This is a genomic window from Pseudomonas sp. MAG733B (assembly GCF_036884845.1).
Lineage (GTDB): Bacteria > Pseudomonadota > Gammaproteobacteria > Pseudomonadales > Pseudomonadaceae > Aquipseudomonas.
The window spans coordinates 464,935-482,823 of sequence record NZ_CP145732.1 but is presented as its reverse complement, the minus strand read 5'-3'; the positions used below and the strand labels follow the sequence as shown (position 1 = coordinate 482,823).

At 60.4% G+C, this 17,889-nt stretch carries 13 protein-coding genes; 10 read left to right on the top strand and 3 right to left on the bottom strand.

Annotation, left to right across the window (positions count from 1 at the left end):
* Positions 1–11: 11 nt before the first annotated feature.
* The 3 genes from V6Z53_RS02175 (at position 12) to V6Z53_RS02165 (ending at position 5,482) form a co-directional block, all read left to right on the top strand.
* A complete protein-coding gene (locus V6Z53_RS02175) occupies positions 12–2,042 on the top strand; it encodes a pyridoxamine 5'-phosphate oxidase family protein (protein WP_338583950.1) in 2,031 nt (676 codons plus the stop codon).
* A gap of 139 nt (positions 2,043–2,181) precedes the next feature.
* Complete coding sequence (locus V6Z53_RS02170; protein ID WP_338583949.1) at positions 2,182–3,378, top strand: DUF3142 domain-containing protein; 1,197 nt, start codon at positions 2,182–2,184, stop codon at positions 3,376–3,378.
* On the top strand, positions 3,365–5,482 hold the full coding sequence (locus tag V6Z53_RS02165; RefSeq protein WP_338583948.1) for a hypothetical protein: 2,118 nt from the start codon (positions 3,365–3,367) through the stop codon (positions 5,480–5,482). Before V6Z53_RS02170 ends, V6Z53_RS02165 begins: the two co-directional genes overlap by 14 nt.
* A gap of 3 nt (positions 5,483–5,485) precedes the next feature.
* On the opposite strand, the gene V6Z53_RS02160 is transcribed toward V6Z53_RS02165, so the two are convergent.
* On the bottom strand, positions 5,486–6,115 hold the full coding sequence (locus tag V6Z53_RS02160; protein WP_338583947.1) for a LysE family translocator: 630 nt from the start codon (positions 6,113–6,115) through the stop codon (positions 5,486–5,488).
* Positions 6,116–6,260: 145 nt separating this feature from the next.
* Between V6Z53_RS02160 and V6Z53_RS02155 the strand changes: the two genes are divergently transcribed.
* The gene (locus tag V6Z53_RS02155; RefSeq protein ID WP_338583946.1) at positions 6,261–6,734 is read left to right on the top strand and encodes an Lrp/AsnC family transcriptional regulator; all 474 of its coding nucleotides are present in this window, start codon (positions 6,261–6,263) and stop codon (positions 6,732–6,734) included.
* A gap of 85 nt (positions 6,735–6,819) precedes the next feature.
* Here the strand turns inward: V6Z53_RS02155 and lpdA are convergent, their stop codons facing one another.
* Entirely contained in the window at positions 6,820–8,220 is a 1,401-nt protein-coding gene (gene lpdA, locus V6Z53_RS02150; protein WP_338583945.1) for a dihydrolipoyl dehydrogenase, read from the bottom strand.
* A 213-nt stretch (positions 8,221–8,433) separates the two neighbouring features.
* Between lpdA and V6Z53_RS02145 the strand changes: the two genes are divergently transcribed.
* The 5 genes from V6Z53_RS02145 (at position 8,434) to cfaB (ending at position 15,770) form a co-directional block, all read left to right on the top strand.
* Positions 8,434–10,392, top strand: a complete 1,959-nt coding sequence (locus tag V6Z53_RS02145; RefSeq protein WP_338586435.1) for a protease modulator HflK — start codon at positions 8,434–8,436, stop codon at positions 10,390–10,392.
* Positions 10,389–11,429, top strand: coding sequence for a protease modulator HflC (locus V6Z53_RS02140; protein ID WP_338583944.1), 1,041 nt, complete (start codon positions 10,389–10,391; stop codon positions 11,427–11,429). Before V6Z53_RS02145 ends, V6Z53_RS02140 begins: the two co-directional genes overlap by 4 nt.
* Entirely contained in the window at positions 11,426–12,484 is a 1,059-nt protein-coding gene (locus V6Z53_RS02135; protein ID WP_338583943.1) for a protease modulator HflK, read from the top strand. Before V6Z53_RS02140 ends, V6Z53_RS02135 begins: the two co-directional genes overlap by 4 nt.
* Entirely contained in the window at positions 12,481–14,391 is a 1,911-nt protein-coding gene (locus V6Z53_RS02130) for a heavy metal translocating P-type ATPase (protein WP_338583942.1), read from the top strand. Before V6Z53_RS02135 ends, V6Z53_RS02130 begins: the two co-directional genes overlap by 4 nt.
* Positions 14,392–14,582: 191 nt before the next feature.
* Positions 14,583–15,770: a C17 cyclopropane fatty acid synthase CfaB gene (cfaB, locus tag V6Z53_RS02125; protein WP_338583941.1), complete on the top strand. Its 1,188-nt coding sequence runs from the start codon at positions 14,583–14,585 to the stop codon at positions 15,768–15,770.
* Here cfaB and cls read toward each other — a convergent pair.
* A complete protein-coding gene (gene cls / locus V6Z53_RS02120) occupies positions 15,767–17,206 on the bottom strand; it encodes a cardiolipin synthase (protein ID WP_338583940.1) in 1,440 nt (479 codons plus the stop codon). The genes cfaB and cls overlap by 4 nt on opposite strands.
* A 133-nt stretch (positions 17,207–17,339) precedes the next feature.
* On the opposite strand from cls, the gene V6Z53_RS02115 reads away from it, so the two are divergent.
* Entirely contained in the window at positions 17,340–17,861 is a 522-nt protein-coding gene (locus V6Z53_RS02115) for a DUF3617 domain-containing protein (RefSeq protein WP_338583939.1), read from the top strand.
* Positions 17,862–17,889: the final 28 nt, after the last annotated feature.

Below are 17,889 nucleotides of genomic sequence, written 5' to 3'. Positions count from 1 at the left end.
GAGAAGCGGTAATGGAACGTTCACCGTGGCATGCAGGCGAGATCCAATTGCAGGCTCATGTCGGAGTCAGCGAGCGAATGGAGGTGCTCGGTCGCAGGGTGATTCGCGATCACATGCCGGACCAGCACCGCACGTTCTATGCGCAACTGCCGTTCATGTTGTACGGCGCCGTGGATGCGGACGGAAACCCGTGGGCCAGCGTGCTTGAAGGGAACGCGGGTTTTGTTCAATCATCTGAGCCTCGGCTGCTGCAGTTCAGCAGCAAGCCTGTGGCAGACGATCCTGCGCAATTGGGCGATGGCGCGGCCATTGGCCTTTTGGGTATCGAACTGCATACACGCCGTCGCAACCGCATCAATGGCCATGTTGGTGCAATGACGGAGAACGGTTTTGCCGTGACGGTGGATCAGTCCTACGGCAATTGCCCGCAGTACATCCAGTTGAGGCAATTTCGTTCGGTGCCGTTGGCGGATCCGGAAACACGTCCCGCGCAGCACTTCAACGAACTGGATGATGCGGCCAAGGCAACGATCGCTGAGGCAGACACCTTCTTCGTCGCCAGCTATGTGGATGTCGATGGCGTACGTTCGGTGGATGTTTCACACCGTGGTGGCCAGTCGGGTTTCGTACAAGTGGAAGGCAATCGCCTGACCATCCCGGACTTTGCCGGCAACCTGTTTTTCAACACCTTGGGCAATCTGCTGGTCAATCCCCGGGCCGGATTGCTGTTTATCGATTTCAACACTGGCGATCTGCTGCACCTCAGTGGGCGCACCGAAATCATCCTTGAAGGTCCGCAGGTCGAGGCCTTTCAAGGTGCCGAACGTTTGTGGACGTTCCACGTGGAACATGTTGTGCGTCGTCCTGCCGCGCTAGCCTTGCGCTGGCGTTTCGACGGTGTCTCGCCCACCAGTTTGCTAACCGGCACTTGGGAGCAAGCCGCCGCCCGTCTGCAAGCCAAGGCGCTGGGTGATCAATGGCGGCCACTGAGGGTTGTGCGGATCGAAGCGGAGAGCCACCACATCCGCTCGATCTATATGGAGCCCGCTGATGGAGCCGGGTTGCCATTGTTCCAGGCTGGGCAGCATTTACCACTGCGCTTCAACATTGACGGTGAGGTGCATATCCGTACCTACAGCCTGTCGAGTGCGCCGTCCGATGACTTTTTCCGTATCAGTGTGAAGCGTGACGGCCGAGTGTCTTCGCACCTGCATGATCACATTAGCGTTGGTGATTTGCTGGAGGCGCGCGCACCCCAAGGGCATTTCACGGTCGCGCCCCATGAACGTCGGCCACTGGTGTTGCTCGCTGCCGGTGTGGGTATCACGCCGTTGCTGTCGATGCTGCGTGAGGTGGTCTATCAAGGTTTGCGCACCCGTCGAATTCGCCCGACATTGTTTTTGCAGAGTTCGCGCACCCTGGCGGACCAGCCGTTTCGTTCTGAGGTTGATCGCTTGCTTGAGGACGCCGGTGATGCGGTTAAGGTGGTTCGCCTGCTCAGTCAACCGGAGCCTGACGCTCGGGAAGGTGAAGATTTCGATTTGACCGGGCGGATCGATGTCGCACGACTCTCGGAAATGCTTGAAGTCGAGGACTACGATCAACTGGATTTTGTCCTCTGCGGCCCCGGCAGTTTTACCCAGGCGCTGTACGACGGCTTGCGGGAACTGGATATTCGCGACGCTCGAATTCATGCCGAAACCTTTGGCCCTTCAACGCTGCGCCGACTGCCTGACCCTGATGCGGTAGTGATTGAGCAACCGCCCGCCGCGACCACTTCAGTGCCGGTGGTGTTCGAGCGCTCGGCCAAGGAAGCGCGCTGGCAACCCGATGGCGGCAGTCTGCTGGAGCTGGCGGAAAGCCGTGGCTTGCATCCGGAGTTCAGTTGCCGTGGCGGCTCGTGCGGCACCTGCAAAACACGCTTGATCAGCGGTCAGGTGAATTATCCACAACCACCGGCAGAAGTACCGGATGAAGGTCATGTGCTGATTTGTTGCGCTATTCCGGCTCAGGGCTCGCAGCCTTTGGTCCTGGATTTGTAGCAGCCGCCGAAGGCTGTGTTCGGCTGCGAAGCAGACGTAGAATCAGACACCGCGATCCGTCAGCATTGACGACTGCTTCGCAGCCGAACACAGCCTTCGGCGGCTGCTACAAAGGGTCTGATTCAACTCTGGGAGCTTTATGTGTTTTTTCGTTCGTCTGGCGGTTTTTCTTACTGCGTGGACGCTTCTTACGGGTTGCGAACGCCAAGACTCAGCACCACTCGACCAACAGCTCTACATCTGGCAGCGGCAATGGACCCCGGCCCACGACTCGGCCCTGCGAGACAGTCGCGCAGATTTCTCAACCTTGCGCGTGCTGGCGTTGCAGGCTTTTCCTCGGGCGGGTTGGACTCGGGCACACATCGATCCGCTGCTGCTCAAGCGCGATGGCCGACCGCTGATCGCGGTGATACGTCTTGATGGCCAGCTCAAGTCGTTGAATCAGGATGAAGTCACGCTGCAGATTCAACAGCTGGTCATTGATTGGCAGGCACGAGGCCTGAACCTTACCGGCGTGGAAATCGACCACGACGCGGGCAACGCCCGGCTACCGGCCTACCGTGAATTTCTGACGCACTTGCGCGCGGTGCTGCCGGCGTCTTTGCCGTTGAGCATTACCGCATTGCCGGCCTGGCTCGATAGCCCGGAGTTGCCGGCGCTGTTATCCACAGTCGACAGCAGCGTATTGCAGGTGCATGCGGTGAGTGATCCGCGTCGTGGCCTGTTTGATCCCGATCAGGCCCGGCAATGGGCAAAGGCCTGGAGCCGCATCACCGACAAATCCTTCTATCTGGCGTTACCGGCCTATGGTGTGGCGCTGTTGCCCGGCGCCAGCGGTGCACCCGTCGTTGAGAGCGAAATACGCATCGAACGTGATGGCGAGCGTCGGGAGTTACTGGCCGATCCGCAGCAGCTAAGTAAGCTCGCGACCCAATTACGCGATGATCCACCGGCGCATCTGGTCGGCCTGATCTGGTTTCGCCTGCCATTGGCCAATGACCGTCGGGCCTGGAGTCTGACAACTCTTCGCGCCGTGTCGCGTGGTGATGCCCTCGATAGTCGATTGGCATTGAAACTCTCGGCTGACGAAGGCCTCTATGACATCGCGATCACGAATGAGGGCAACCTCGACAGTGCCTGGCCTGAGCGACTGACGCTGGCGGTGCAGGACTGCGAGGGGGCTGATGCGCTGGCCGGTTATGCGTTGCAACAAAGCCCGGATCTGCTTACCTTCACCCGCCTGCGTGAAGGTCGGATAGCGGCCGGCGGTCAGCGCGCCATCGGTTGGGCGCGCTGCGCAAAAATTGATCAAGGAGCTTCGAATGTTCACCCGTAACTGGCCACGCCATCTGCTCTGCCTCAGTCTCAGCCTGCCGCTGGGGTCGGCGCTGGCGTGCGGGCCGGACTTTCCCATGCGCCTGCTGGACAACCGTGGCCAGTCACTGGCGGAGCTGCCGAAAGGCAACTTCAATTTCGAAGTCAGTCGATTGGGTCATGCCATCTCCGGGCTAAAAAATGTCAGCGTAACGGCCTACAGCATGGAAGAGCCCGACTATGCCGAACAGCGCAGCGAGGTCGAGCAAAACGGTTTGAGCGCGGAGCAGCAAGCGTTGGTGAAACAGCTGCGTGGCCTGACCGATGCCCGTCAGGTCGAAGCGCAAGGCGCGAGCCTGCCGGCCGAGATCAGACTGTATCTGGCGGGTGCCGTGGCGTTTGCAGCCGATGATCAGGGATTGGCGGCGGAGTATTTTCAGGAGGTGCTCGCGCTGCCGGCGGATCAACGGGCGTTGCGCAGCACCTGGGCGGCCTATTCCTTGGGCCGTGCATTGTTCGCCATGAGCTCGGAAGCGGGCGCGGGGCCGGACCTGCTGGCGCAGTCACGAAAGGCGTTCGAGCAAACCCGGCAACTGAGTATCGACGGCTTCAGTGACCCGCTGGAATTGGGCGTCGCCAGCCTCGGTGAAGAGGCGCGCGTGGCTCGGACTGCGGGCGACTGGAACAGCGCCATCGAACTCTACGCCACGCAAAACCTTCACGGTTCGGCGGTGGGCTACACCTCGTTGAAAGTGCTGATGGCCGATCTGGCGGCGATGCCCGATACAGAGCTGGCTGAGTTGCTCAAGAACAAACCGGTGCAGCAATTGGTGACCGCGTCGCTGATCAGTCGAGTGGGTTGGTCATTCGGCGAGCAACCGCCGAACGAACTGAAATTGATCAAACTGCTGCAAAGCAGCACCCGCGGCAGCCTCGATAACGCCGATCGCCTGGCAGCGGTAAATTATCAACAGGGCGATTACGCCAGCGCCAAGGGGCTCCTTGAACACGCCGGCGATGGTGGGCTGGCCTGGTGGTTGCGGGCCAAATTGGCGGTGCGTGAGGGTGACAAAATCGCCGCAGCGGCGGCTTATGCAAAAGCAGCTCAGGCCTTCCCGCAGAATGAATCCTGGGGCGATCGGCGAACGCCGGACTTCGATTACGAAACCCTTCAACCCAAATGCCGGGTCGAGGGCGAAAGTGCGATTCTGGCCCTGCAACGCGGGGATTACCTGCAAGCGTTCGATCAGCTCTATCGCCGCCAAAGTATCTATTGGTTCGACGCGGCGACGGTTGCCGAGCGTGTACTGACCCTCGAAGAACTCAAGCACTACGTCGACACCCAAGTCCCGGCACCGCCACCACTTACCCAGCAGGAACGCGATAACTACGTGCCGTTGCCAGTGGCGGCCAGCCTGCGCAATTTGCTCGGGCGGCGTTTGTTGCGCGAAGGGCACTATCAAGAGGCGCCAGCCTATTTCGATAACGACGGTTTGCGCCACAAGGCCAGGCTGTATGGCGAGCAACGTCTGGCCGCCGATGCAGCGTGGTGGCCGACCCGTCGCGCTGCCGCCTTGTTTAATGCCGCGTGGACGGCCCGCGAATGGGGCATGGATATCCTTGGCTATGAAATGGCCCCGGACTACGCCACGTTCGGCGGTAACTACAGCCTTGAAAACACCGAGTTGAAAGTCGGTCCGCTGGTGGCCGAGGACGAAGTGAGGCGTCAGCAGGCCAGCGCCGCCCAACCCGATCAGCGTTACCACTACCGATTTGTCGCCACGACATTGGCCAGTCGCGCGGCCGACAATTTGCCGCATACCAGCCAAGCGTTTGCCGCAGTGTTGTGTGAAGCGGCCGGGTGGAACAGCAGCCTTGAAGATCAAAGTGCGCTGTATCAGCGTTACGTCAAGGAAGGCCCGTTTGTGGAGTGGGCGGCAGATTTCGGTCATCAGTGCCCGTATCCCGACTTCGAGAACGCCGACAAGCGCTATGTCACCCAAGTGACCGACTCAGCTCGTTCGGCGCTGCGCCCGTATAAAACAGCGCTGCAGGTGGGCAGTGTGCTGGCCGTTATGGCGGCGGCGTTGTTGCTGATCGTTCGTCGCCGCCGCAAGGTTGAGTGAAGTTCAAGCCTGTTGAACGAAGGTCAGCCGCACGGCGAAACCGATCAACAGGCTGCCGAACAGCCATTGTTGCAGGCGTTGGGCCGATGGGCTGCGTTGCAACCATCGACCGAGCGCGGCACCGGCCAGGGCGTAGGCGCTGTCGAACAGCAAACCCACGGCGACCAACACCACGCCCAGGGTGGCGAATTGCGCGAGCACCGGCCCCGCCTGCGGATTGATGAACTGCGGCAGCAGCACCGAGCAGAACAGCAGCGCTTTGGGGTTGAGTAGATTGGTGAGCAAACCGCGCTGAATGGCTTCCCGATAACGCGGTTTTTCGCCGATTGGATGTGCATCGTTCAGGTTCGGCAGCAAGGTCGAGCGCAGGCACTGAATGCCGATCCACAGCAGGTAGGCGGCACCGGCCAGTCGCACTACATCGAAGGTCCAGGGCGCTGCCTTGAACAGTGCCGCCAATCCCAAAGCTGCCAATGCCACGTGGCAGCCTCGGGCGATGGCCAAACCCACGGCAGTGGCCAACGCCGCGCCTTTGCCCTGACGAGCACCGGTTTGCAGCAGCAGGATCATGTCGGGTCCGGGCAACAGGTACACCACCGCCAGCGCCATGAAAAATAGCCAGAGTTCCGCCATGTTGCACCCCATTCGTTGTCGATTCGGTACGGCCAGTCTATGGGGCTGAGGTAGGGCAGGTGCTTGCGTAGTTTGCTTCTAATGCACCATGGATTGGCATAATCTGCCGCTACATAAGGGGTAAACCATCAGGATCTGCCAAACCATGAAACTCGATGCTTTTGATCGCAAGATTCTCGCCGCGCTGCAACGGGATGGCCGTTTGAGCAATGTGCAACTGGCGGACGAGATCGGCCTGTCCGCGTCGCCCTGTTTGCGGCGGGTGCGGATGCTTGAAGAGGCCGGGGTGATTCGCGGTTATCAGGCCAATCTGGATCGCGATGAAGTCGGGCTCGGTTTGACGGTATTCGTCGGTGTGAAAGTCGAGCGCCACAACGACGAACAGGCCGAAGCTTTTCGCCTGGCGGTGACGGCATTGCCGGAGGTGATTTCGGCGTTTCTGGTGTCAGGGGAATCGGATTTTCTGTTGCAAGTGGTGGTGCCGGACCTGCGTGCCTATGACCGGTTTCTCACCGGACGCTTGTTGAAGCTGCCGGGCGTGAGCGATATCCGCAGCAACTTTGCGATTCACACGGTGAAGTCGCCGGGCGCGTTGCCATTGGAACATTTGCCTGCCTAAAGCGAAAAGATCGCAGCCTGCGGCAGCTCCTACAGGGTTTCACAAAACTTTGTAGGAGCTGCCAGGCTGCGATCTTTTGATGTTGTTACATCTGCGTCGCCATCCCCTCCACATTCATCGCCGCCTGGCGCAACGCCTCGGAGCGGGTCGGGTGTGGGTGACAGGTCAGGGCGATGTCTTCGGCGGAAGCGCTGAATTCCATGGCCACGCAATACTCGCCGATCATTTCACTGACGCTCGGGCCGACCAGATGCACGCCGAGGATTTCGTCAGTGCGTTCATCGGCCAGCACTTTGGCGAAGCCTTCGGTTTCGTGGTTGATCTTCGCCCGGCTATTGGCGGTGAAGGGGAACTTGCCGACCTTATAGGCGCGGCCCTCGGCCTTCAATTGCTCCTCGGTTTTGCCGACGCTGGCCAGTTCCGGTTTGGTGTAGATCACGTTGGGAATCAGCTCGTAGTTGACCTCGCCGGCCTTGCCAACGATCTGCTCGACGCAGGCCATGGCTTCATCCTCGGCCTTGTGCGCGAGCATCGGCCCGGACGTCACGTCGCCAATTACCCAGACACCGGCGGCTTCGGTGCGATGGCCCTTGTTGGCGAGCATGCCGCGTTTATCCGTGGCGAGGCCAACGTTCTCCAACCCCAGGCCCTGTGTATAAGGTCGGCGTCCGATGGCCACCAGCACATAATCGGCCTCCAGCATTTCAGCGGTGCCACCAGCGGCGGGTTCGACGCTGAGCTGAACGCCGGTAGCCGAGGTGGTGGCGCTGGTCACTTTCGAACTCAACTTGAAGCTGATGCCTTGCTTGCTCAAGGAACGTTGCAGGGTTTTGCCTGCTTCGCCGTCGACGCCAGGACAGATCCGGTCGAGGAATTCGACCACCGTCACCTGCGCACCCAAACGCCGCCACACTGAGCCCAGCTCCAGCCCGATCACGCCAGCGCCGATCACTACCAGATGCTTTGGCACTTCTGTCAGCGACAGGGCGCCGGTGGAATCAAGGATGCGTTTGTTATCGATGTCCACGCCGGGCAGGGGAGTGGGCTCGGAGCCGGTGGCGATGATGATGTCCTTGGCGCTCAGTTCGGTCTTGCCGCCCGTGCTGTCCGTCACCGTCACTTTGCCCGGTCCGTCGATGTGACCCCAGCCCTTGATCCAGTCGACCTTGTTTTTGCGAAAGAGAAACTCGATGCCCTTGGTCAACCCGGTCACGCTTTCATCTTTCTGTTTCATCATCTGGAGAAGGTTGAGCGTCGGTTTGACTTCGATGCCCAGGTTGGCGAATTCCGAGCCCATGGCCGCGTCGTAGAGTTCGGAGGCGTGCAGCAACGCCTTGGAAGGCATGCAGCCGACGTTCAGGCAGGTACCGCCCAGGGTCGCGCGTCCTTCTACGCAAGCCGCTTTCAAGCCCAGTTGGCCGGCGCGAATCGCCGCGTTGTAACCGCCGGGGCCACCGCCCAGAATCACGACGTCATAAGTGCTCATGGATCTACTCCTGGATTGGGGATCGGGAGGGGTAAAAGTAGTTCCTGGATAAAATTACGAACGTAATATGTGCGTTTTCACGCGTTTCGGTCAAGGCTTCAGCGAAGCGACAGGTTGGGCATCTTTAGATAGCGCAATAAAGTACGAAAATTTCACCGTTTTCGTTATATCGTAACGAATTGCCATGTGAGCAACGCTGAGCACTGGGGTGGTATGCAAGTCGATCTCGATGTAGAGGGGGCGCAGGTAGCGGAGCTGCCGCGCTTCCAGCAGGCGGTTTTTCAAGGGCGGCGTTTGCGTCTGTTCGCCATTGGCTTCGGTGCGCTGGCGGCAGTGGGGCTGGTGCTAGGGTTCTTTGTCGGGCTGTTTGCGCCGCAGTCACTTTGGCCGGCGCTGTTGTTCAACCAAAGCGCCGCGTTGCTGGTGTTGGTGGCTGGTCTGCAATCTGCCTGGTGGGTGACGCAATGGCGAGCGCGGGCGATGAATCCCGTGCTGTCGGTGGTCGTCGAGCAAGCAGTCGAGGCGCCGCCGGGTTGGTATGAACGGCTGTTGGATCGCATGGGCCAGCGCTGGCTGAACCTGATCAAACAAATCGGTGCGCCGACGCTGTGGCTGGGCGGTTGGGCTTTAGTGGCTTTGCTCAGCGTCAAACAGGTCTGGAACCTTGGTTTGCCACCCGCAGCGCTGGGCTTGTCGGCCACTGTCGGCGCGGCCCTGGCGTTGTTGCTGGCTTTCGGTTTGCTGGTGCTGGAGCGCCAACTGGCTCAGGAAAACACGGCCGCGTGGCCCGAAGCCGGAGCATTGGCGCAGCTGTCTCGCGTATCGATCATCAGCCTCGTGCTTGGTGCGTTGTGCCTGTTGTTCGGCAGCGAAGCTTCAGTCTGGCCGGTGCGGCTGGCGGTACTGATCGGTCTGCTGCCGGGACTGGTTGCAGTGGAGTTGCTGTTGCGCGCCGTGTTGTCACTATTCAGTCCTCGCCGTGAACAGATCGAACCGACGTTGCTGGCGCGCAGCTTTGTCGCGGACATGCTGCGTTGGCCACCGCAGCCATTGCTGGCATTGCAGCACGAACTGCACAACCGCTTCGGCATCGATCTGCGGCAGATCTGGGCATTCACTTACATGCGCCGGGCGTTTTTGCCGGTGCTGGCGGTGGTAGCAATCGTTGGTTGGTCCCTGACCGGCATCCACGAAATACCGTTGCAAGGGCGCGGTATCTACGAGCGTTTCGGCAAACCGCTGGCGGTGTTCGGCCCCGGTTTGCATGCGGGTTTACCCTGGCCATTGGGCCGGGTACTGAGCGTCGAGAATGGCGTGGTCCACGAATTGGCCACCAGTGTCGGCGATGCTTCCGCACCGATACAGGTTGCCCCCGCAGAAGGCCCGGCGCCGATCACGGCCAATCGCTTGTGGGACGCCAGTCATGTGAACGACAAATCCCAGGTCATCGCCAGCAGCCGTGCCGACAAGCAGAGTTTTCAGATCGTCAACATGGACGTGCGCTTCGTCTACCGCATTGGCCTGAGCGATCAGGCAGCGTTGGCGGCGACTTACAACAGTGCGGATGTGCCGACACTGATTCGCAGCACCGCCAGCCGAATTCTCGTTCACGATTTCGCTTCGCGCACCCTCGATGGTTTGCTCGGTGAGGACAGGGTCGGGCTCGCTGAAGAAATTGGCAGGGCCGTGCAGGCGGATCTGCAGAAGCTCGACAGCGGCGTGGAGATTCTCGCCACGGTGGTCGAAGCGATTCATCCACCGGCCGGGGCAGCCAATGCCTATCACGGTGTGCAAGCGGCGCAGATTGGTGCCCAGGCGTTGATCTCCCGTGAGCGCGGAGCGGCGGCCGAAGCCACCAACCAGGCGCAGTTGCAGGCCAGCATCGCTCGCGATCAGGCAACGGCCAGTGCCCGTGAAATCAGCGCCAGTGCACAAGCGACTGACCTGAAATTCAGCGCCGAGCAAAAGGCTTACGCCAGTGCCGGTCAGGCCTTTGTGCTGGAGCAGTACCTCAGTCAACTTTCCCAAGGCTTGGCCAACGCCAAACTGCTGATCCTTGATCATCGTCTGGGCGGCAGCAGCAATGCGCCGACCATCGACCTCCGTACCTTCACGCTGCCGGTTGACCCTGCGCCGTCGCGTCAAACCGCCCAGCCAGGAGCTGCCCATTGAGCCAGTCGCACACTCATGATCACGATGATCACGCCGGCCACGATCATGGCCATGGCGGGCATCACCACGGTCACCATCATCACCATCACGGTGATCCGCAAGAAGCCGGTCCGTTTCCCTGGCGGCGCATGGGTTGGGCAGCGTTGCTGGTGGCCTTCGCCGTTGCAGCCGCGAGCCTGGTGCAAGTGAGGTCGGGGGAGGCCACGGTGATTACCCGATTTGGTAACCCGTCGCGGGTGCTTCTGGAGCCGGGTCTTGGCTGGCGTTGGCCAGCGCCGTTCGAAGCGGCGATCCCGGTGGACCTGCGATTGCGCACCACGTCCAGCGGTTTGCAGGACGTGGGCACGCGGGATGGTCTGCGCATCATCGTTCAGGCTTATGTGGCGTGGCAGGTGCAAGGCGATCCGGACAATGTGCAGCGCTTCATGCGCGCCGTGCAGAATCAGCCGGACGAAGCCGCGCGGCAGATTCGCACCTTTATCGGTTCGGCACTGGAAACCACGGCCAGCAGTTTCGATCTGGCCAACTTGGTGAACACCGACGCCAGTCAGGTGCGTATCGCCGATTTTGAAGCGCAGCTGCGTCAGCAAATCGATCAGCAGCTACTTACCACTTACGGCGTGCGTGTGCTGCAAGTCGGCATCGAGCGGCTGACGTTGCCATCAGTCACGCTCACCGCCACGGTCGATCGCATGCGTGCCGAGCGCGAAACCATCGCCACCGAACGCACCGCCATCGGCAAACGTGAAGCCGCACAAATACGTTCCGCCGCCGAGCGTGATGCGAGAATCGTGCAAGCCGACGCCACCGTCAAAGCGGCTGACATCGAGGCGCAGTCCCGCGTTGAAGCTGCACAGATTTATGGTCGTGCTTATGCGGGCTCGCCGCAGCTTTACAACTTGCTGCGTTCGCTCGACACCTTGGGCACGGTCGTTACACCGGGGACAAAACTGATTCTGCGCACCGATGCCGCGCCGTTCCGGGTGTTGGTTGACGGTCCGCCGAGCCTCGATAACAAGTCCGGATCGCAGCCATGAGTTTGGTTCCACGTGGAACAAATGAGCTGAGCAGCCCCTGGATTCAAGCCGGGCGCCTGGCCTTTCTCGCCTTGTACGCGGTCACGGTATTGGCTGCGTTGGGGTGGGCATTCTCCAATGTTCGGCAAATCGATCCGCAGAATCGCGCAGTGGTTTTGCACTTCGGTGCGCTGGATCGCATCCAGAATGCCGGGTTGTTGTTGGCCTGGCCGCGACCGTTTGAACAAGTGATTTTGTTGCCGGCAGGGGACCGGGTGATCGAGCGCCGGGTGGAAAATCTTCTGCGCAGTGATGTGGCGTTGCAGGCCGATCGCGTGGCCAGTTTTGCCACTCCGATCAGCGATGCCCTGGCGGGGTCCGGTTACCTGTTGACCGGTGATGCCGGGGTAGTGCAACTCGATGTGCGGGTTTTCTACAAGGTGACCGATCCCTACGCCTTCGTGCTGCAAAGTGAACATGTTCTGCCGGCACTGGATCGCCTCGTCACCCGCAGCGCTGTGGCACTGACGGCGGCGCGTGATCTGGACACCATTCTGGTTGCACGTCCGGAGCTGATCGGCGCCGATAATAAATCGGCTGAAAGACGCGAACGCCTGCGCGGTGATCTTGTGCAAGGCATCAATCAACGGCTCGCGGAGTTGGCCGCAACCGGACAAGGGCTGGGGATCGAAGTGGCGCGGGTCGACGTGCAATCGAGTTTGCCCGGCCCGGCGGTGAACGCGTTCAACGCGGTACTGACGGCCAGCCAGCAGGCTGACAAAGCCGTGGCCAATGCACGCACCGAAGCCGAGAAACTGACCCAGACCGCCAACGAGCAAGCCGACCGCACGTTGCAAGTCGCCCATGCCCAGGCGAGTGAACGGTTGGCCAAAGCGTCGGCTGACACGGCCACGGTATTGAGTTTGGCCAAAGCTCAACAACAAGGCACCGATCCGCAAATGCTGCTGCGAATCTACCGTGAGCGGATGCCGAAAATTCTGAATCAGGCTGGCTCGGTGACCACTGTCAACCCGAAAGACGATTCCCGCCTGATCATTCAGGGAGCTGCACAATGACTGCGCAAACCGCCGCTGCACCGAGCCTGTTGTCCTCGGCCGAACAACGCAGCGCCGCCCGCCAACTGACCTTGGCCATGCTCGCACTTGGCTTGTTGGCGCTCGGTCTGGCCTGGCGCTGGTTGTCGCCGGAGCAGACCGGCGTCAGCCAATTGCTGCTGGGTTTTGCTTCATTGTTGGTGGCCGTGCCGGTTATGCGTTCGGCCTGGTACAGCCTGCGCTATCCGAGTTTGCACGGCATCACGGACCAGTTGATCGCGTTGGCCATGCTCGGTGCCTGGGCCACTGGCGATCTGCTCACGGCGGCCTTGCTGCCGATCATCATGATCTTCGGCCATGTGCTGGAAGAGCGCAGCGTGATCGGTTCGCAGGAGGCCATTCATGCCCTCGGCAAACTGACGCGCAGCCACGCACGAAAGCTCCAGGCCGACGGTTCCATCATCGAAGTCGACAACGGCACGCTCAAGGCGGGTGACCATGTGGAAGTGCGCGCCGGTGATCGTGTACCGGCGGATGGCCGGGTTTTGTCCGGGCAGGCGAGTCTCGACACGGCTTCAATTACCGGCGAATCGGTACCGATGGAGGCCGGTGTCGGCATGTCGGTGTTCGGTGGTGCGATCAATCTCGATGGCTTGCTGCGCATCGAAGTGACCCGTACCGGCCACGAATCGACCCTCGGTAAAGTCATCGCATTGATGCAAAACGCCGAGCGCTCCAAGCCACCGATCACGCGATTGCTCGAACGCTACGCCGGAAGTTACATGGTGCTGGTGTTGCTGTTGGCGGCGGTGACCTGGTTCATCACCAACGATGCCCAGGCGATGCTCGCGGTATTGGTGGCGGCGTGTCCGTGTGCGCTGGTGTTGTCGGCCCCGGCGACCGCGATCGCTGGAGTGGCGGTGGCGGCGCGGCACGGGATTCTGATCCGCAGTTCGGCGTTTCTCGAAGAGCTGGCGGACCTGACCTCGCTGGTGGTCGACAAGACCGGGACCCTGACCTTCGGCACGTTGCGCCTGCAATCGATTGACAGTCCGCTGGAGGATCGTAGCCACGTGCTGAAACTGGCCGCCAGTCTCGGTTCCGCCAGCAGCCATCCGGTCAGCCGCGCGTTGGCCGGGCTGGTGACGCAGGAACATTTTCTGCTACTCACAGATATTCATGAGCGTCAGGGGCTGGGCGTGGTGGCGATGACGGAGCAGGGCGAGGCCGCACTCGGACGACCAGAACTGTTCGCTCAGTTGCAGATTCCCACCTCAGCCGTTCCCGAACACGACGGCCCGATTGCCGGGCTGGCGCTCAATAGAGAATTCCTCGCCTGGCTGTTACTGGCCGACAGCGTCAAACCCGAAGCCAGGTTTGCCCTGAACGAATTGCGCGATCTCGGCTTGGGTCGGCAACTGTTGCTCACCGGTGACCGGCAAAGTGTGGCGCACACGCTGGCGCGGGATGTCGGCATCAGCGATGTCGAGGCGCAGGCTTTGCCCGAGGACAAGCTCAATCGCGTGCTGAAAGAAATCGGTAACGGATTCAGGCCTATGGTGGTGGGCGACGGGATCAATGATTCGCTTGCCCTCAAGGCCGGCGTGGTCGGCGTTGCCATGGGCGCGGGTGGTGCGGATATCGCGTTGGCCTCGGCCGACATCGTATTGATCGGCAGTGACTTGCGCCGCCTCGGCACCTGCGTGCGCTTGAGTCGCCAGTGCCGGCAAACCTTGCAGGTCAACGTGATTATCGGTCTGGGCTGGACGCTGGCAATCGTTGCCTTCGCAGCCTTCGGCTGGCTCGGCGCGGCGGGGGCGATGATTGCCGCGTTGCTGCATAACCTCAGCACTTTGTTGGTCCTGGGGAATGCCGGGCGCCTGCTGCGGTTTCAGGAGCCATTGCTCAAGCTAAAAGACGAGGCCTGAGTGAAGTGAGTTTTTAGAACTGTTTGCTGTGTTCGCAGTCATTAAGGGTGAGGACACAGCAGTTTTTTGTGGGTTCGTGAGGGTGTTTGCAGCCTTGGGGATCATAGAAAACGGCTATCAAATCGATAGCCTGCTATTTTTCAAGGATGGTCTACCCTCTCATCAGACGTCTGAAACAAGGGGGATTATCCATGCTCGCGCAACTTCCACCGGCCTTACAGAATCTGCAATTGCCGCTTCGCTTGCGACTCTGGGACGGCCATGAATTCAATCTGGGGCCGACGCCCAGCGTCACGATTGTGGTCAAGGACCCACAAATGGTCACCCAGTTCACCCATCCCAGCCTGGATGCGCTCGGAGCGGCATTCGTCGAGGGCAAACTGGAGCTTGAAGGTTCCATCAGCGACGTGATCCGCGTCTGCGATGAATGGAGTCAGGCGCTGCTGGATGAGGCTGATGACAGCCAGCCTGTGCGCACCCTCCACGACAAGGAGACTGACGCCAAGGCGATTTCCTATCACTACGACCTTTCCAACGCTTTCTATCAGCTGTGGCTCGATAGCGACATGGCGTATTCCTGCGCTTACTTCGAGACCGGCAGTGAAACCCTTGAACAGGCTCAGCAGGCAAAATTCCGCCATTTGTGCCGCAAGTTGCGCCTGCAACCTGGCGAGTATTTGCTGGATGTCGGTTGTGGTTGGGGCGGGCTTGCGCGGTATGCGGCCCGTGAGTTCGGCGCAAAGGTGTTCGGCATTACCCTCAGCAAGGAACAATTGGCCCTGGCCCGCGAGCGCGTAAAAGCGGAAGGGCTGGAGGACATGGTCGAGCTGCAACTGCTCGACTACCGCGATCTGCCGCAGGACGGGCGCTTCGACAAAGTGGTGAGCGTCGGTATGTTCGAACACGTCGGTCATGCGAACCTGGCCGAGTACTGCAAAACCCTGTTCGGCGCGGTGAAAGAGGGCGGCCTGGTGATGAACCACGGGATCACCGCCAAACACACCGATGGCCGTCCGGTGGGACGCGGTGCCGGTGACTTCATCGAGAAGTATGTGTTCCCCAACGGCGAGCTGCCGCACCTGTCGATGATCTCTGCAGAGATCAGCGAAGCGGGGCTTGAGATCGTCGATGTCGAGAGCCTGCGCCTGCACTATGCACGCACGCTGGACCACTGGAGCGAGCGCCTTGAAGACAACCTTGAGGCCGCCGGGAAACTGGTGCCGGAACAAGCGTTGCGCATCTGGCGCCTGTACCTGGCGGGTTGCGCCTATGCGTTTGCCAAGGGCTGGATCAACTTGCACCAAATCCTTGCGGTGAAGGCTCATCCCGATGGCAGCCACGAACTGCCATGGACTCGCGACGATATCTACACGCCTTAAAGAATCGGCGAAATGAGCCGGGCGACTCGCATGCCGACCTTTTGCAGGCGGTGGGTCTCCCGGCCTTCGTCCTTGGCAATTTCGTGAGCCTGGGCGAAGTCATCGTTGAGCATCTGTTCCACCTTGGCGGCAAACACGCTGTCGACGGTCAGCAACATCACTTCGAAATTGAGCCGGAACGAACGGTTGTCCATGTTGGCGCTGCCAATAGCGCTGATTTCGTTGTCGATCAACACCACTTTCTGATGCAGGAAGCCGGGTTCGTAGCGGAATACGCGCACGCCCGCGCGCACCGCTTCAAAGGCATACAGGCTGGAGGCTGCGTAAACGATCCGGTGATCGGGCCGTGACGGCAACAAAATCCGCACATCGACACCGCGCAGTACCGCTAGGCGCAATGCCGCAAATACCGCTTCGTCGGGGATGAAATACGGGCTGGTGATCCATACCCGTTCAGTTGCTGCGTGGATGGCTTCGACGAAGAACAGTGAACAGGTCTCGTAGGAATCGGCCGGTCCACTGGCGAGCAATTGGCACAATACGCCGTCGTCCGGATAGACCTCCGGCAGGATCAACGGTGGCACCGAGCGGGCCGCCCAGAACCAATCTTCGGCGAAGGACTCCTGCATACAGGCGACCACCGGACCGCGTACTTGCACATGGGTATCGCGCCAAGGTGCGAGGGGCGGCTTCTCGCCCATGTATTCGTCGCCGACGTTGTGTCCGCCAACGAAGCCGAGAATGCCGTCGACCACGACGATCTTGCGGTGATTGCGGAAGTTGACCTGGAAACGGTTGAGCCAGCCGCTGCGGGTCGCGAAGGCTTTGACCTCGACGCCACCATCGCGCAGCGCTTGCACATAACTGTGGGGCAGGGAATGGCTGCCGATGCGGTCGTAAAGCAGATAGATCGCCACGCCTTCAGCGGCTTTTTCCAGCAGCAGCTTATGCAGCCGTTGGCCGAGGCGATCATCGTGAATGATGAAGAACTGGATCAGCACCGCTTCTTTGGCTTGGCGGATGGCATCAAAAATCGCATCGAAAGTCGCCCGGCCATTGATCAGCAGTCGCACTTCGTTGTTTGCCAGGCAGGGCATGCGTCCGAGCTTCGGCATCGCCCTCAGGGACGCATAAGCGTTGGATGCACGAGCCGTGAGCGCTTCTTCGACCCACGGCCGCCAGTTGAGCTCGGAGATGGCCTTGCGCATTTCTTCGTTGGCTTGGCGGCGCGCCTTGATGTAGCCGTCGAAGGTACTGCGGCCGAACACCAGATAGGGGATGAGTGTCAGGTAAGGCATGAACACCAGGGACAAGGCCCATGCGATCGAGCCTTGGGCGGTCCGAACGGTCAACACGGCATGGATCGCGGCGATCGTGCCCAGGGAGTGCAGCAGTGCGATGGTGTAGCCGAAGATATGCGGTCCGAAATAATCCATGGGGGGCAGCCTTGCTCCTGAAGATTCAATGCTTAACAGACCATGTTCCGGGCAGAATGTCGCTATTTAATTGGCCCATGAACCGAAGCCCGCGGCTGACGTCTAACGGCCACTACTGATCAGGAGTTACACGATGAACGTTCGTCTGCTGGGTTTGGCCATTACGCTGGGTTTGGCACTTCCTGTGGCCGCTCAGGCGCAGATGCTGCAGCCGGGTTTGTGGGAATTGACCACCAGCAACATGAAGGTCGATGACCAGAACCTGCCGGATCTGCAACTGATCCTCGGTCAAATACAAAGCCAGATGACCCCTGAACAGCGCGCGCAACTGGAGAAACAGGGCATCACCATGGGCGGCAAAGGGATTCGCGCGTGCCTGACGCCGGAGCAGGTCAAGAGCGACAACATCCCGCTGACCGACCCGCAATCGGGCTGCAAGCAGGAAATCACCGATCGCACCGGCAACCAGTGGAAATTCCGCTTCAGCTGTCCGAAAGCGCAAGGTGCGGGTGTCGCCACGTTCCTCAGTGACCGAGAGTTCACCACCAAGGTCAACGGCACGTTCAATGCCACCGGCATCAACCAGAAGGGTAGCCTCGAGAGTCGTGCCGTGTGGTTGGGGCAGGATTGCGGCACAGTCAAGCCACGCGCTTAAAGCATCGCAAGCAAGCTGCGCTCCCACG

What these genes read in the sequence shown, in the direction of transcription:
- V6Z53_RS02175 (WP_338583950.1), top strand. Translation starts at nt 12, where the DNA reads ATGGAACGTTCACCGTGGCATGCAGGCGAGATCCAATTGCAGGCTCAT.
- V6Z53_RS02170 (WP_338583949.1), top strand. Translation starts at nt 2,182, where the DNA reads ATGTGTTTTTTCGTTCGTCTGGCGGTTTTTCTTACTGCGTGGACGCTT.
- V6Z53_RS02165 (WP_338583948.1), top strand. Translation starts at nt 3,365, where the DNA reads ATGTTCACCCGTAACTGGCCACGCCATCTGCTCTGCCTCAGTCTCAGC.
- V6Z53_RS02160 (WP_338583947.1), bottom strand. Translation starts at nt 6,115, where the DNA reads ATGGCGGAACTCTGGCTATTTTTCATGGCGCTGGCGGTGGTGTACCTG.
- V6Z53_RS02155 (WP_338583946.1), top strand. Translation starts at nt 6,261, where the DNA reads ATGAAACTCGATGCTTTTGATCGCAAGATTCTCGCCGCGCTGCAACGG.
- lpdA (WP_338583945.1), bottom strand. Translation starts at nt 8,220, where the DNA reads ATGAGCACTTATGACGTCGTGATTCTGGGCGGTGGCCCCGGCGGTTAC.
- V6Z53_RS02145 (WP_338586435.1), top strand. Translation starts at nt 8,434, where the DNA reads ATGCAAGTCGATCTCGATGTAGAGGGGGCGCAGGTAGCGGAGCTGCCG.
- V6Z53_RS02135 (WP_338583943.1), top strand. Translation starts at nt 11,426, where the DNA reads ATGAGTTTGGTTCCACGTGGAACAAATGAGCTGAGCAGCCCCTGGATT.
- V6Z53_RS02130 (WP_338583942.1), top strand. Translation starts at nt 12,481, where the DNA reads ATGACTGCGCAAACCGCCGCTGCACCGAGCCTGTTGTCCTCGGCCGAA.
- cfaB (WP_338583941.1), top strand. Translation starts at nt 14,583, where the DNA reads ATGCTCGCGCAACTTCCACCGGCCTTACAGAATCTGCAATTGCCGCTT.
- cls (WP_338583940.1), bottom strand. Translation starts at nt 17,206, where the DNA reads ATGGATTATTTCGGACCGCATATCTTCGGCTACACCATCGCACTGCTG.
- V6Z53_RS02115 (WP_338583939.1), top strand. Translation starts at nt 17,340, where the DNA reads ATGAACGTTCGTCTGCTGGGTTTGGCCATTACGCTGGGTTTGGCACTT.